The organism is Mycobacterium sp. 852013-50091_SCH5140682, from assembly GCF_001665685.1.
In the GTDB taxonomy this organism is placed as follows: domain Bacteria; phylum Actinomycetota; class Actinomycetes; order Mycobacteriales; family Mycobacteriaceae; genus Mycobacterium.
In genome coordinates, this window is sequence record NZ_LZTB01000030.1 from 43,028 (window position 1) to 55,939 (window position 12,912).

General features: G+C 68.4%; 14 protein-coding genes. 3 read left to right on the forward strand and 11 right to left on the reverse strand.

Annotated features, from left to right (window positions below; genetic code table 11):
* Positions 1-2: 2 nt before the first annotated feature.
* On the reverse strand, positions 3-2,630 hold the full coding sequence (locus A5784_RS10410; protein WP_064944825.1) for an AAA family ATPase: 2,628 nt from the start codon (positions 2,628-2,630) through the stop codon (positions 3-5).
* Complete coding sequence (locus A5784_RS10415; protein ID WP_064944868.1) at positions 2,627-3,811, reverse strand: metallophosphoesterase family protein; 1,185 nt, start codon at positions 3,809-3,811, stop codon at positions 2,627-2,629. The genes A5784_RS10410 and A5784_RS10415 overlap by 4 nt, the downstream gene beginning before the upstream one ends.
* Positions 3,812-3,941: 130 nt before the next feature.
* Between A5784_RS10415 and A5784_RS10420 the strand changes: the two genes are divergently transcribed.
* Entirely contained in the window at positions 3,942-4,448 is a 507-nt protein-coding gene (locus A5784_RS10420) for a SixA phosphatase family protein (protein WP_064944826.1), read from the forward strand.
* A 3-nt stretch (positions 4,449-4,451) separates the two neighbouring features.
* Here the strand turns inward: A5784_RS10420 and A5784_RS10425 are convergent, their stop codons facing one another.
* Together A5784_RS10425 and A5784_RS10430 are read right to left on the reverse strand one after the other, a co-directional pair.
* Positions 4,452-5,009 (reverse strand): DUF3558 domain-containing protein, encoded by a 558-nt coding sequence (locus tag A5784_RS10425; protein WP_064944827.1) that lies wholly within the window; start codon positions 5,007-5,009, stop codon positions 4,452-4,454.
* Positions 5,006-5,599, reverse strand: coding sequence for a DUF3558 domain-containing protein (locus A5784_RS10430; RefSeq protein ID WP_064944828.1), 594 nt, complete (start codon positions 5,597-5,599; stop codon positions 5,006-5,008). The genes A5784_RS10425 and A5784_RS10430 overlap by 4 nt, the downstream gene beginning before the upstream one ends.
* A gap of 118 nt (positions 5,600-5,717) precedes the next feature.
* Between A5784_RS10430 and A5784_RS10435 the strand changes: the two genes are divergently transcribed.
* A complete protein-coding gene (locus A5784_RS10435) occupies positions 5,718-7,463 on the forward strand; it encodes an ABC transporter ATP-binding protein (protein ID WP_064944829.1) in 1,746 nt (581 codons plus the stop codon).
* Positions 7,460-9,349 carry an ABC transporter ATP-binding protein gene (locus A5784_RS10440; protein WP_064944830.1) on the forward strand — a complete coding sequence of 630 codons (1,890 nt, stop codon included), beginning with the start codon at positions 7,460-7,462 and terminating at the stop codon, positions 9,347-9,349. Before A5784_RS10435 ends, A5784_RS10440 begins: the two co-directional genes overlap by 4 nt.
* A 77-nt stretch (positions 9,350-9,426) precedes the next feature.
* Here A5784_RS10440 and abmR read toward each other — a convergent pair whose 3' ends face one another.
* The 7 genes from abmR to A5784_RS10475 form a co-directional block, all read right to left on the reverse strand.
* Positions 9,427-9,975 carry an ATP-binding transcription factor AbmR gene (abmR, locus tag A5784_RS10445; RefSeq protein WP_064944831.1) on the reverse strand — a complete coding sequence of 183 codons (549 nt, stop codon included), beginning with the start codon at positions 9,973-9,975 and terminating at the stop codon, positions 9,427-9,429.
* Positions 9,976-10,054: 79 nt separating this feature from the next.
* A complete protein-coding gene (locus A5784_RS10450) occupies positions 10,055-10,255 on the reverse strand; it encodes a hypothetical protein (protein WP_064944832.1) in 201 nt (66 codons plus the stop codon).
* Positions 10,256-10,280: 25 nt separating this feature from the next.
* Complete coding sequence (locus A5784_RS10455) at positions 10,281-10,553, reverse strand: Ada metal-binding domain-containing protein (RefSeq protein ID WP_064944833.1); 273 nt, start codon at positions 10,551-10,553, stop codon at positions 10,281-10,283.
* A complete protein-coding gene (locus tag A5784_RS10460; protein ID WP_064944834.1) occupies positions 10,550-11,293 on the reverse strand; it encodes a 2OG-Fe(II) oxygenase in 744 nt (247 codons plus the stop codon). The genes A5784_RS10455 and A5784_RS10460 overlap by 4 nt, the downstream gene beginning before the upstream one ends.
* Positions 11,290-11,871, reverse strand: a complete 582-nt coding sequence (locus tag A5784_RS10465; protein WP_064944835.1) for a methylated-DNA--[protein]-cysteine S-methyltransferase — start codon at positions 11,869-11,871, stop codon at positions 11,290-11,292. Before A5784_RS10465 ends, A5784_RS10460 begins: the two co-directional genes overlap by 4 nt.
* Positions 11,868-12,344 carry an RNA polymerase sigma factor gene (locus tag A5784_RS10470; protein ID WP_232006000.1) on the reverse strand — a complete coding sequence of 159 codons (477 nt, stop codon included), beginning with the start codon at positions 12,342-12,344 and terminating at the stop codon, positions 11,868-11,870. Before A5784_RS10470 ends, A5784_RS10465 begins: the two co-directional genes overlap by 4 nt.
* Entirely contained in the window at positions 12,341-12,910 is a 570-nt protein-coding gene (locus A5784_RS10475; RefSeq protein ID WP_082944750.1) for a methylated-DNA--[protein]-cysteine S-methyltransferase, read from the reverse strand. The genes A5784_RS10470 and A5784_RS10475 overlap by 4 nt, the downstream gene beginning before the upstream one ends.
* Between the last annotated feature and the right edge of the window lie 2 nt (positions 12,911-12,912).

Here is a 12,912-nt window from a genome sequence, read left to right on the forward strand (position 1 = left end):
CGTCACAACTCGATGTGGTGGGCGCCGCCCACGCCTGCGTAGCGCTGCGGGCTGCAGGTCAGCACGATCACCTGACCGTCGCCGCCCACCGCATCGAACACCGCGCCCATCTTCACCAGCCGCGCGGCGTCGGTGAACCCGAGCGCATCGTCGATAATGACCGGCACGTTGTCCTCCTTGGCCACCAGCGCTGCGCCTGCCAGCCGCGTCACGATGGCCAACTGCTCCTTGGCACCGCCCGAGAGCGACTCGTACGGCACCGTGCGGCCCGACACCGTGCGGGTACAGATCCGCAGCTCGCTGTCGACATCGACGTCGAAGTCCTCACCGAACACCAGCCGACCGAGGCGCTGCACTTCGAGCCGGAACGGGTCGGCGTAGCGCTGCCGCGTGGCGTCGCGGTGCCTGCTCATCACCGAGCGCAACATCTCGGCGGCCCGGGCCCGGCGATGCACCTGCCGGTACTGCGCCGCGGCATGCTCGCGTTCGGTCTCGGCGGCGTCAAGCTGTCCCTTGCGGCCCTCGGTGCCGTACACCTTCAATTGGGCCGCGACCTCACGCAAGCCGTCGACCGCCGCATCGTGACGGGCTCCGAGTTCTTCGGCAGCGCGTACTGCCGCGGCCAGTTCGGCATTCACGAGATCCGGTGTGCTGCTAGCCAGTTCGCTGCTCAACGCCGTGACCGCAGCGGCGGCCGACGCGGCCCGGTCACCGTCGGCCTGCGCTGCCACCGCCAGCTCGTCGTCTCCGACGGTGGCGCGCTGCGCGGCGAGACGACCCGTATCCACGGTCAATTCGGCCTGTGCCGCGGCGAGCTTCTCGCGCAGCACTGTGGCGCCTGTGGTTGCTTGCGCGAGCTTCCGCGCGGCCGCGTTGGCTACCTTGCGATGGGTTTCCGCGTCGATGACCGCCTGCCGGTGAGCCGCGACCGCCGCATCGAGTTCCGTTCTGGCCGTGGCGATGTCGGCAGGGCCATCAAGGTCGAAGAGTGCCGCTTCGGCGGGCTGGTCGGCGCTCAGGCCCGCCAGGCGCGCCCGCAGCGCGGGTATCTGGTCATCGCCGGTCAACGCGTCCACCGTGGCCCGCGCCCGGTCCCTGGCCCCGATGAGCTCGCGGCGGCGTTCGTCGAGCGCCCGTGCGGCGGCGACGTCGGCGGCCCCGGCGCCCGCCAGCGCAGAAGCCAGCACACCCTGTGCCGCGGTGAGCTTGGCCCTGGTCTCGGCTGCGGGGGTGCCCGGTAGCACCGTCACGGTGAGCACACCCGGCACCTCGACATCGGTCGGCGCGGTGGTGCGCACCGACCACTGCGCGCCGGCGTCGAGTGCCACCTCGGCTCCACCGACCCGCACCGCGACATCGGTGGCCGCGACGAGTTCGATACGCGCCGAGGCGAGTTCGTCCTGCCCGGCCGCACGTTCGACGGCGACCGCGGCGGTCTCGATGGCCCGCATCGCCGTCTCGTCGAGGATGATCGTCGCGAGTTCCCGGCCGATCCGGTCACATTCGCGTTGCGCGGTGTCGATGCGACCCAGCCGGGTGGCCAGCCGCTCGACCTCCTCGCGCGCAGCGAGCCGATCGACTGTCGCGCGCGCAGCGTCGACCCGGTCGGCGCGGTCGCGTACCACTGCCTGGGCCAGTTCGGCGGCGTCTTCGGCGGCCTCATGGACCTCGTGCGCCGTCTCGGCGTCCGCCGCGGCGGCCGTGACAGCAGCCGTGAGCTCGGCGATGGCCGCGGTGCGCTCGTCGATGTCGGCGCGCAACCGGCGGCGCTCGGTGAGTGCCGCAGTCGACGCCGCATGGGTGGCCTTGGCGGCAGCGGCCACCACCTCGGCCTCCTTGAGCTGCGCGGTCAGCGCCGCAACAGCCTCGGCAGCGGTTCGGGCCGCGGTCAGCCGTACCGTGGCCCGGGTCCGCTCCTCAGCCAGGAGGCTCACCTCCGTGGTCAACTCGGCATGCCGGCGCACCGCGTCGTCGACCTCAGCCACCGCGGCCGCGCGGTGGGCCACCTCCTGGTCGGCTTCGGCCAGGCGCTTGATCACCGCAGCCCATTCGCCGGTCGGGCGGCCCGTGCCGGTGAAGTACCGCGCGTACTCCGCGTCGATGCGCTCGACGAGCAGCGGCTCGTCCCCGGACAACGAAACTGCTTGGCCCGCAGCAACATCCAGCGCCCGAGCCAGCGCGTCCGAACCCGAAAGGTCCACCGGCGCGGTCGGGGCCGACTGCAGAACCCGCTGCGCCTGCCACAACGCGGTGTCCAAAGTGTCGTTCAGCATGGCCAGTACCCGCTCGTGGGCCTCGTCGCCACTGAGCTGTTCGCGTCTGGGTGCCAGCACCGTCAGCTCGGTCTCGGCGCGCTTGTGGAACCGCTTGCGATACACGAACCGGTATGGCCCGGTGGAGATTTCGGCGGTCACCTCGGCGCCGACGTCGGCATGGGTGGGCTTGACCTGCTTGACGTCCTTCTTGGTCGAGCGGTCCTTGGCCTCGATCAGCAGATCCAGCGCCTCGATCATCGACGACTTGCCGATCTCGTTGGCGCCACTGACCACCACCACCCCGTGATCGGGAAACTCGATCTCGCGGTGAGTGATTCCGCGGTAATTCGTCAGGACGAGCCGGTGCAGTTTCACGCCACTCCCTTTGCTCTTCGCGCAAGCGGCCCATCGGAACCCTTGGTGTCGACCAACCGCAGCAGCAGACCCAACGCGGCCCGCGCGTCCTCGGCGCCGTCGGCGTCAGACCGCGCGGTGGCGACCAGTTCGTCGACCGCCGCTGCGGCGAACCCGCCGATACCCAGATCGTCGAACTCACCGTCGGCGGGCAGCACCGCGATGTCGGTGTGCCGTTCCCACACGGTCAGTGCCGCGAACAACCGGGCGTACTTGTCCAGGCAGGCGTCGAGGTCTGCCTTGGCGGTCACCGTGAGCGAGCCCGTCAGCGCCAACCGCACGACGGTACGTTCCTTGTCGCCCAGCTGATCCAGGTTGATGTCGAGATCGGCCACCTCGCGGTCGCTGTCGACGTCACGGCGCAGCGTGACGAAGCGCCAGCGGCCCACCCGTTCCGAGCCGACCCGAACCGGCCGCTGCGGGTCCTCTTCATCGATGTCGACGAGAAGCACATGGCCGGAATCGGATTCGATGTCGTCATAATTGGTGACCTCGGGTGCGCCCGAGTACCACACGCGCCCCGTCGACCCGACCTCGGTGCGAGAGTGCTTGTCCCCCAACGCTACATAGTGCACGGCCCCGCGCGCCACCGCGGCCTCGACGGCGGCCAGCCGGATCAGCGACGGCTTGTCCTTGTCCGGGTCGAGCACATCGACCCCGCCATGGCCGACCACAATGCGAGTCACGCCATCGGCGGGCAGGTCGGCGAGCACATCACCGGTCAGGTCGGTGGTCGGCGCCTTGGACCGCCACGGCGCGGCCACGATCTGCAGGCCGGGCCGCACCTCGTGCACCCCGGCCCGGTCCAGGACGACGACGTTCTCGGGCCGCTCGGCGAGAAACAGCGCGCTGGTGTACACCGACGCCGCGTCGAGCGGATCGTGATTGCCCGGCAGCAGGTACACCGGAACGCCGACGGCGCGCATGGCCTCCAGCGACTGGCTGATCTCGCGGGGCGCCAACTGGTTGTGCTCGAACACGTCGCCTGCCACCACCACGAACTCGGCGCCCGTGCGGGCTGCCAGCGCACCCAAGGAGGCCACCGCGTCGCGGCGAGCGGCCGAATACCGTGGCTGCGCCTCACCGTTGAGAAAGTGGCGGGTCATGCCGAGCTGCCAATCGGCGGTGTGCAGAAAGCGCATCGAGAGCCCGTCCTTTCTGATCCGTTCGGGTCGTTCGTCGTCGAGCAAGGCGAGTGTAGGTCGGGGCGCCGACAAGTCCGGGGACGTCGATCGGCATGGCCCAGCGCCGGATCCCCGATAACCTCATGCGATGAGCACCAACACCCTGCTGCTGTTGCGCCATGCAAAATCCGACTACCCCGACGGCGTGGCCGACCATGAGCGCCCGCTGGCCGCCCGCGGAATCCGGGAGGCCGCGCTGGCCGGCGACTGGATCCGCGCCAATCTGCCGCCGATCGACGCCGTGCTGTGCTCGACCGCGACGCGTACCCGTCAGACGCTGGCGCGCACCGGGATCGACGCACCGGTGCGTTACGTAGACCGCATCTACGACGCGACGGCGGGCACCGTGATCGACGTGATCAACGGCGTGGAATCACAATTCGGCACCGACGTGTCCACGGTCCTGCTGATCGGCCACGAACCGGCCATGTCGGCGACCGCGCTCGGATTGTCCGACGGGAGCAATACCACGCTGACACAAGAGATTTCGCTGAAATTCCCCACGTCGGCCATCGCGGTGCTGCGGACCGGCAGCGGCTGGGACGAACTGACTCTCGGCGGCGCCGAGCTCGTCGACTTCCACGTACCGCGCTGAGGCTCAGGAGTTGGTGTTGAGCGTGAGCTCCATCAACTTGACCGCCATGGAGCAAGCGTCGATACCCGGCGCCTGCGGGTTCACCCACCACCCGACCACACCGGCAGCGTCGCTGGCCACACCGCACGCGCCGTTGGGGCTGTTCGGCTTCATGATGATCGAGTCGACCCCGTTGATGCGGCGGGATTCGATCCCGTACTGCAGCTGCTGAGCGACCTTGCGTTCGTTGTCGAGGCTGCCCTGCTCATACCAGAACCGGGTGATGTCGATCAGGCCCGCCGGGTTGGCCGCCTGCCAGCGGCACACCGCACCGACGAAGGTGCTCTGGATGTCCAGCGGGTCGGCACCGACGGTCTTGGCCAGGATGTCCTGAGTCAGGACGTCGCATTCCTTGAGCAGGTTGGGGTACTGCTTCTCGGACTTGTTGTTGCTCGGCCCGCCGCTGGAGCCCTCCTTGGCCGCGACGCCCTCGACCGTGCGGGTGCAGCCGGTGAGCCCGGCGAACACGGCCAGCGCGGCCACCGTCACGGCGAGTCCTTTGCGACCCCTGCGCACGCTCATTTCGAGTTCACAATCGACTGGCGGGCGAGCTCCTTGGCCACGCCGCACGGTTCGGGGAAAGGCTTCTGGTCGAAACTGACCGACCACTCGATGAAGTCATCGTTGAACTGGATACCGACCTCACACAGGTTGGACGTGTTCTGCAGCGGGTCCTGGCCGATGGCCACGAAACCGCCGTGTCCTTCGATGTTGATGTCTTCCACGCTGGTGCGCGACAGTTCCTCGGTCTTGCGTTCCCGCCCGATCGGGCTGCCGCGGAACCACGTGAACGAGAAGTGCGGACCCAGGATGCTGCCGCCCTGCAGCCACTGGCATCCCGACGAGTTGGCCGCGGTGTTCACCAAGCCCTGCACCTGGGTGAGTTCGGCGATGGTCTGGTCACTGACCCCGCCGCACTGCGGAAAGAATGGCCCGTGCTTGGCCGCGGCGGAAGGGGACGGCGAGGCAGGCTGCGACGCGCCGGGCCCTGCCGAGTCACCGGCACCCGAGCAGGCGGCGAACACCGGGACTGCCACGGCAGCCAGCACTGCCAACCGAGTGGCGGTGCGGGTCCGTCGCGTGGCGGTCGTGCGTCCAGTCACGCCATGCACTGTAGCTGCACCCTGTGAGCGCAACCACCGACATGCCGATTGACCAGGACTTTCCAACTCACTTTCCGGTCAGCAGCCAGACAGGTTCCGCGCCGTCTCGGTGTGCGACAGTAGCTGGATGCTCTGGGCGCTGCTGCGGCGGTACGTGCGGCCGTACCGGTCGCTGCTGGCCGCCGTGGCCGCGCTGCAGGTGGTGAGCACTCTGGCGTCGCTGTATCTGCCGACGGTCAACGCCGCGATCATCGACGACGGGGTAGCCAAGGGCGACACCGGTCGAATCGTCGATCTGGGCGGCGTGATGCTCGGCGTCACCGCGCTGCAGGTGCTGTGCTCGGTCGCTGCGGTGTTCTTCGGGTCGCGGGCCGCCATGAGCTTCGGGCGCGATCTGCGTTCGGCGATCTTCCATCACGTCACCACGTTCTCCGCCGCCGAGACCGCGCGATTCGGGGCCCCGACGTTGCTGACCCGCACCACCAACGACGTCGGGCAGATCCAGCAGCTGCTACAACTGACCTGCACGATGCTGGTGACCGCGCCGATCATGTCGATCGGCGGCATCGCGATGGCCGTGCACCAGGACGCGGGCCTGTCGTGGCTGCTGCTGGTCAGCGTGCCCGCCCTGGCCCTGGCGAACTACACGATCATCAAGCGCCTGATGCCCGTCTACCGCCGGCTGCAGGGCGTCATCGACGGCATCAACCGGGTGATGCGCGACCAGCTGTCCGGCATCCGCGTGATCCGGGCGTTCTCCCGCGAACCCGTCGAACGGGTCCGGTTCGCCGAAGCCAACGACGCGCTGGCGGGCACCGCGATCGAGGGCGGTCGCTGGCAGGCGCTGATGCTCCCGGTCACCACGCTGGTGATCAACGTCTCCAGCGTCGCCCTCATCTGGTTCGGTGGGCTGCGGATCGACGCGGGCCACATGCAGGTCGGTTCGCTGATCGCGTTCCTGGCCTACTTCATGCAGATCCTGATGGCCGTGCTGATGGCGACGTTCTTGCTGGTGCTGTTTCCGCGGGCCTCGGTGTGCGCCGAACGGGTCACCGAGGTGCTGGACACCTCGCCCGCGATCACCAGCCCCGAGCACCCACGGCAGCCGCTGGCCCGCACCGGCGAAATCACCCTGCACAAGGCCACCTTCAGCTATCCGGGGGCGGATCGCCCTGTACTGCAGGGTGTTTCATTCACGGCACAATCCGGGACGACGACCGCAGTGGTCGGCTCGACGGGATCGGGCAAGTCGACGCTGCTGTCGTTGATCTGCCGGCTCTACGACGTCACCGCAGGTGCGGTCCTGGTCGACGGCGTCGACGTGCGCGATCGCGACATCGAGGACCTCTGGTCGACGATCGGCCTGGTGCCGCAGCGCGGTTACCTGTTCACCGGCACGGTCGCGGAAAACCTGAGCTACGGCGCGGCCCCGGGACAGGAGCTGACCGACGACGACATGTGGGAGGCGCTGCGGGTCGCGGCCGCCGACGACTTCGTGCGTGCCCACCCCGAAGGACTGCAGATGCCGGTAGCCCAGGGCGGCATCAACTTCTCCGGCGGGCAACGGCAGCGGCTGGCCATCGCGCGGGCCGTGATCCGCAGGCCCGCGATCTACCTGTTCGATGACGCGTTCTCGGCGCTCGACGTCCACACCGACGCCAAGGTGCGCGATGCGCTGCGGGCCGTGTCGAGCGGGGCGACGGTGCTCATCGTGGCGCAGCGCATCTCCACGGTCATCGATGCCGACCAGATCGTCGTCGTCGACGACGGCCGCATCGTCGGCGTCGGAACCCATGACACGCTGCTGGCCGACTGCCCCACGTACGCCGAGTTCGTCGAGTCGCAGTCGGTGGGCGCCGGGGAGCGCTCATGACGATCCCGTCCGCGCGCCGCGCGATGCTCGCCGCGCCCGCCGAACGCACGCGCGACTTCCGCGGCTCGGCGCTGCGGCTCGTCAAACTGCTGGTGCCGCAACGCGGGCCGGCGATCGCGGTGATCATGCTCGGTGTCGCGGGCGTCGCGATCGGTGTGATCGGCCCACGCATTCTCGGCCACGCCACCGATCTGCTGTTCAACGGCGTGATCGGGCGCGAGCTGCCCGCGGGCCTCACCAAGGACCAAGCCGTCGCGGCAGCGCGCGCCCGCGGTGACACCACGTTCGCCGACCTGCTGTCCGGCATGAACGTGATCCCCGGTCACGGCGTGGATTTCACCGCCGTCGCGCACACCCTGGCCCTGGCCCTGGGCCTGTATCTGCTTGCCGCCCTGTTCGTCTGGATCCAGGCCCGGCTGCTGGTGGCGGTCGTACAACGAACCATGGCCGCGCTGCGTGCCGACGTCGAGAACAAGATCCACCGGCTGCCGTTGTCCTACTTCGACTCCCGCCAGCGCGGCGAGGTGCTCAGCCGCGTCACCAACGACATCGACAACATCTCGTCGTCGGTGTCGATGACCATCAATCAACTCATGAGCGCGGTCCTCACAGTGCTCGCCGTGCTGGTGATGATGCTGACGATTTCACCGTTGCTCACTGTGCTGACCGTGATCACGGTGCCGCTCTCGTTGTGGGTGACCCGCTGGATCGCGCGGCGGTCGCAGCGGCTGTTCGTCGCGCAGTGGCGCAACACCGGGCGGCTCAACGCCCACATCGAAGAGACCTACAGCGGTTTCACCATCGTCAAGACTTTCGGTCACCAGGCCGCGGCCCGGCAGAGGTTCGCCGAGCTCAACGGCGAGGTGTTCCAGTCGAGCTTCGCCGCACAGTTCTTCTCCGGTTTGGTCTCCCCCGCAACGATGTTCATCGGCAACCTCAGCTACGTCGCCGTCGCCGTGGTGGGCGGCCTGCAGGTGGCCACCGGGCAGATCACCCTCGGCAGCATCCAGGCGTTCGTCCAGTACGTGCGGCAGTTCAACCAACCGCTCACCCAGATCGCCGGGATGTACAACACCATGCAGTCCGGGGTGGCCAGCGCCGAGCGGGTCTTCGAACTGCTCGACACCGCCGAGGAGCCGCCAGACCCACCCCGGCGGCTCGACATCCGCCGCGGCAGGGTGGAATTCGATCACGTCGGCTTCAGCTACCGGCCGGGCACGCCGGTGATCGAGGACCTGTCGCTGACGGCCGAACCGGGCAGCACGGTGGCCATCGTCGGGCCGACCGGAGCGGGCAAGACCACGTTGGTCAATCTTCTGATGCGGTTCTACGACGTGGATTCCGGCCGGATCCGCATCGACGGCGTGGACATCTCGACCGTCAGCCGCGAATCCCTTCGGTCGTCGATAGGCATGGTGCTGCAGGACACCTGGCTGTTCGGCGGCACGATCTACGACAACATCGCCTACGGCAGGCCAGATGCCGGCGAGGAGGACGTGATCGCGGCGGCGCGCGCCGCCCATGTGGACCGGTTCGTGCACACGCTGCCCGACGGCTACGCCACTCGCGTCAGCGACGACGGGGGCAGCATCAGCGCAGGCGAGAAGCAGTTGATCACGATCGCGCGGGCGTTCCTGGCCCGCCCCGCGCTGCTTGTGCTCGACGAGGCGACCAGTTCGGTGGACACCAGGACCGAGTTGCTGATCCAGCATGCGATGAACGTATTGCGCCGGGACCGAACCAGTTTCATCATCGCCCACCGGCTCTCGACGATTCGCGACGCCGACCTGATCCTGGTGATGGACGCCGGCCGGATCGTCGAACGAGGCAGCCACGAAGAGCTGATGGCGCGCCACGGCCGGTACTGGGAGATGACCCAGGCCTGAGACTCGCCGAGACTACGGGTTTTCGCGTGAAATCGTCGGAAACGCACGAAAAACCGTAGTGTCGGCGGAGGAAAAACCTATAGGTTCGGGCCCTCGGCGCGCAGATCGTCGACGTTCTTCATGGCATCCCGCAGCTTGCCCAGCCACTCCTCGGTGTGCTGACCGACCAGCTTGACCGACCAGGCCAGTGCATCGGAGCGGGACCGGGCCACGCCGGCATCGACGAGGGTGTCCAGCACCTGCCGCTCGGGCTGTTTGAGCCGGGTCATGACGGGAACGGCGATGTGGGTGAACAGGATTCGCTCCGCGGGGGTTCCGACCTCCACACCCCAGGAGACCTTGCGGCCGAATTTGTTCTGCGCCTCGTCGGCGATCCGCATGCGCTCACCGCGGGTCTCTTCGCGGAAGCGGGCGGCCCGGCCGGAGGCTCTAGCCTCGCTCTCTCCCTCGGCGGGATCCGGCAACCGTCCGATGACGGTGATCTCTTCGCGGTCGACGACAACTGTCGGGTCGCCGGCGAACCAGGTGTCGGGCAGCCGCCCGGCGAACCATTCGGGTGCGTCGTGGGCCGGTGGTTGCTGGGCCTGTTGCCAGCCGCCGCGGCCGTGTTGATGATGTTGCTTCATGTATTACATGATTACACCGTTACATTGCCGGTAGAGCAGCGTTCACCACCGGCGAACACCGCAGATCAAGTGCGCGTGCTTACCGCTTGAGCAACAGCGCCGCGCCGCCGACCAGAATGAGCGCGACCAGCAGGAGCCCGGCCCAGCCCGGGCCCATCAGCCACCAGACCACACCCAGCACGACGAGGACTGGCGACAACGCGAACAGCACCATGCCCGGGTGCTGCTTGATGACCGCGAGGGCGCTCTGCGCACGAACCCGGTCGATTTCCTTTGCCATGACACCAGGATGCCAGTGGCGTGCCCTACTGTCGCGGTCCAATGCCGGCTTTCCACCGCTGATAATCACGGGGCAGGCACACCGCGCACGGCCGGTACCCCGCGGCCGCAGCGGTCGCCGCGTCGGCGAAGAAGACGCGGTGCGCGACATACCCGCCGGCCGCCAGTGCGCGCAGCGCCGACGGGCAGTCGAGCCGTCCGTAGATCCTGCCGCGGCGGTATCCGCCCAGCGTCCCCGGCACCGCGCTGCGGTACGGGCGACCATCTGCGCCGAGCAGGGTGTAGGACCGAGTTGTCATGCCGCATCGTGGAATACGAGTCCGAGGGTGAACCGGACCCCGGAGCGCACGACCGAAACCCCGTGCCGCACCGGTGCCGCCGACCACCCCCTGGGCCTGTTTGTCCTCCTCGCGTGCGGGGCCGAGCGCACGGGGCGGTCACGCGTGGTGAACACCAGACCGTGGCCGTGTGGGATGACGACGGCCGTGCCACGTGATTGGGCCCGCGGCCGCTGTTCGTAGAGCAGGAACTCCCCGCCGGTATGGTCCACTCCCGGATTGTTCAGGTTGATCACGACCTGCAGCGGAAAGACCATGTCGCCGTAGAGATCTCGATGCAGAGCATTCCAGTCCCCCACGCCGTACCGCAGCAGGATCGCTGTGGACTTGGTCTGTCCGGCTGTATGACACCGATGCAGCCAGTCCTCGAAGTCGTCGGGCCAGGGCGTGTCGCGGCCGAGCCTGGTCCACCACTCCCGAGCGATCGGCAACAGCTTGGGATACAGCGCGTGCTTGAGGGCGGTGACGGCGCGGGGGTACGGCTCGGCGAAGTAGCGATACTGCCCCTCGCCGAACCTGTATCGGCCCATGTCGATGGTCGACCGGAACCGCGTGTCATCGGGATAGAGCGCGGCGATCTCGGCGGCCTCGTCCGCCTCCAGCAGAGGTCCGGTCAGGGCACACCCCACATCGTCCAGACCCGATTGCACACTGTCCCAGTCGACCGCCTCGACCCGCTCGCGCCACTGCCCTGCACTCATGCCGCGGACTCCAAGTCGAGCAGCAACCGCTTGGCGTCGACCCCGCCGAGGTAACCACCCATCGCGCCGTCGCTGCGGACGACGCGGTGACACGGCACCACCACCGGAAGCGGGTTGGTGGCGCAGGCCGTACCGACGGCGCGCACCGCCTTCGGGTTCCCGGCCAAGCGCGCCACCGCGGCGTAGCTGGCGGTCTGGCCGTAGCCGATTTCCGGCAGATGATGCAACACGGTGCTGCGGAATCCGGCCGACAAGCGCCAATCCAGGGGCAGGTCGAATTCCCTTCGCGCCCCGGCGAAATACTCGTCGAGTTCGCGGGCAGCCAGGTCCAGCCGGCCCGGTGCGTTGAGGATGCGCGGGCTGATCCTGTCGGCCAGGGTCTGCAGCACCGCGTCGTGATCTTCCCTGGCGTAGGCCACCCGGACCATGCCTTGCTCGGTGGCGGCCAACAGCAGCTGCCCGACGGGGCTGTCGACGATACGGTAGGCGATGTCGAGCACACCGTCACGCTGCGCATCGGCAGCCAGTCGCTCCTTCAGTACCGCCAGGTCGTGAATCATCATGTCGTCGTTGGTCATCGGAGCTCTCCCTTGAATGTGCGCCGGAGCGCGGCGACGCCGTCGGCTGCGGCGCGGCGGGCGGCCGCCTCGCTGCCACCGAGGATTTCGGCGATGTCGCGGTAGGGCAGGCCTGCCAGGTAGTGATAGGCGACGGCGTGTCGCTGTTTGTCGGCGAGGCGATCCAGCGCCTCGATGAGGTCGTCGTGATGCTCGGGTGCCGGTGGACGCGGCGGCTCCGGCACGTCGTCGACGGGAACCGCCCGTCGCGACCGGGCACGGGTGATGTCGACGGCCTTGCGGTGGGCGATGGTCACCAGCCAGGCCTCGACGTTGGCATCGCGGTCCAGGTCCGGATACGCCTTCAGCGCCGATAGGAAGGTTTCCGACCAGGCGTCGTCGGCGTCCACCGGCCCGACGATGGCGCGGCACACCCGCAACACCGTCGGACCGTGCCGACACACCACCGTCTCGAAAGGCTGTTTGACTGTCACACTCTGTAGACGCTCCGTCGACGAGTTTCGTGAGGTGTCCATCGTGGCAGATCTGTTTCGGCGACAGCAGCGTGTCGATGCTCGCGTTCGAGTTCCAGCAGTCGCCGCTTGCGGGCGAGGCCGCCGGCGTAGCCGGTGAGCTTGCCGCCCTGCCCCACCACGCGATGGCAGGGCACCACGATCGACAGCGGGTTGCGTCCGACCGCCGCGCCGACCTGCTGGGCCGTCGCCCCGTCGATCTGGGCCGCCAGCGCCCCGTAGGTGGTGGTCACGCCGTAGGGAATGCGCGCGACCAACTGCCACACCGCAATCTGAAGCGGATCGCCGTGCACGCTCAGCGCCAGCTCGAACTGCGTGCGCTCACCGGCCAGGTACTCGTCGAGCTGACCGATCACCTGGTCGAAGCCGTGATCGCGCTGCGGCCCGAAGGTGGCCGCGCTCGGCCGGTACCAGTGATGCGGGAAATACAGTCCGCACAAACCTGTTTCATTCCGGACCAGGGTGAGCCGGCCCAGCGCGTTCTGCACCTCGCAATGCCATGCCGGCGAGCTCTGACAGTCGGACATCT

What these genes read in the sequence shown, in the direction of transcription:
- A5784_RS10415 (WP_064944868.1), bottom strand. Translation starts at nt 3,811, where the DNA reads ATGCGCTTTCTGCACACCGCCGATTGGCAGCTCGGCATGACCCGCCAC.
- A5784_RS10420 (WP_064944826.1), top strand. Translation starts at nt 3,942, where the DNA reads ATGAGCACCAACACCCTGCTGCTGTTGCGCCATGCAAAATCCGACTAC.
- A5784_RS10425 (WP_064944827.1), bottom strand. Translation starts at nt 5,009, where the DNA reads ATGAGCGTGCGCAGGGGTCGCAAAGGACTCGCCGTGACGGTGGCCGCG.
- A5784_RS10435 (WP_064944829.1), top strand. Translation starts at nt 5,718, where the DNA reads ATGCTCTGGGCGCTGCTGCGGCGGTACGTGCGGCCGTACCGGTCGCTG.
- A5784_RS10440 (WP_064944830.1), top strand. Translation starts at nt 7,460, where the DNA reads ATGACGATCCCGTCCGCGCGCCGCGCGATGCTCGCCGCGCCCGCCGAA.
- abmR (WP_064944831.1), bottom strand. Translation starts at nt 9,975, where the DNA reads ATGAAGCAACATCATCAACACGGCCGCGGCGGCTGGCAACAGGCCCAG.
- A5784_RS10450 (WP_064944832.1), bottom strand. Translation starts at nt 10,255, where the DNA reads ATGGCAAAGGAAATCGACCGGGTTCGTGCGCAGAGCGCCCTCGCGGTC.
- A5784_RS10455 (WP_064944833.1), bottom strand. Translation starts at nt 10,553, where the DNA reads ATGACAACTCGGTCCTACACCCTGCTCGGCGCAGATGGTCGCCCGTAC.
- A5784_RS10460 (WP_064944834.1), bottom strand. Translation starts at nt 11,293, where the DNA reads ATGAGTGCAGGGCAGTGGCGCGAGCGGGTCGAGGCGGTCGACTGGGAC.
- A5784_RS10465 (WP_064944835.1), bottom strand. Translation starts at nt 11,871, where the DNA reads ATGACCAACGACGACATGATGATTCACGACCTGGCGGTACTGAAGGAG.
- A5784_RS10475 (WP_082944750.1), bottom strand. Translation starts at nt 12,910, where the DNA reads ATGTCCGACTGTCAGAGCTCGCCGGCATGGCATTGCGAGGTGCAGAAC.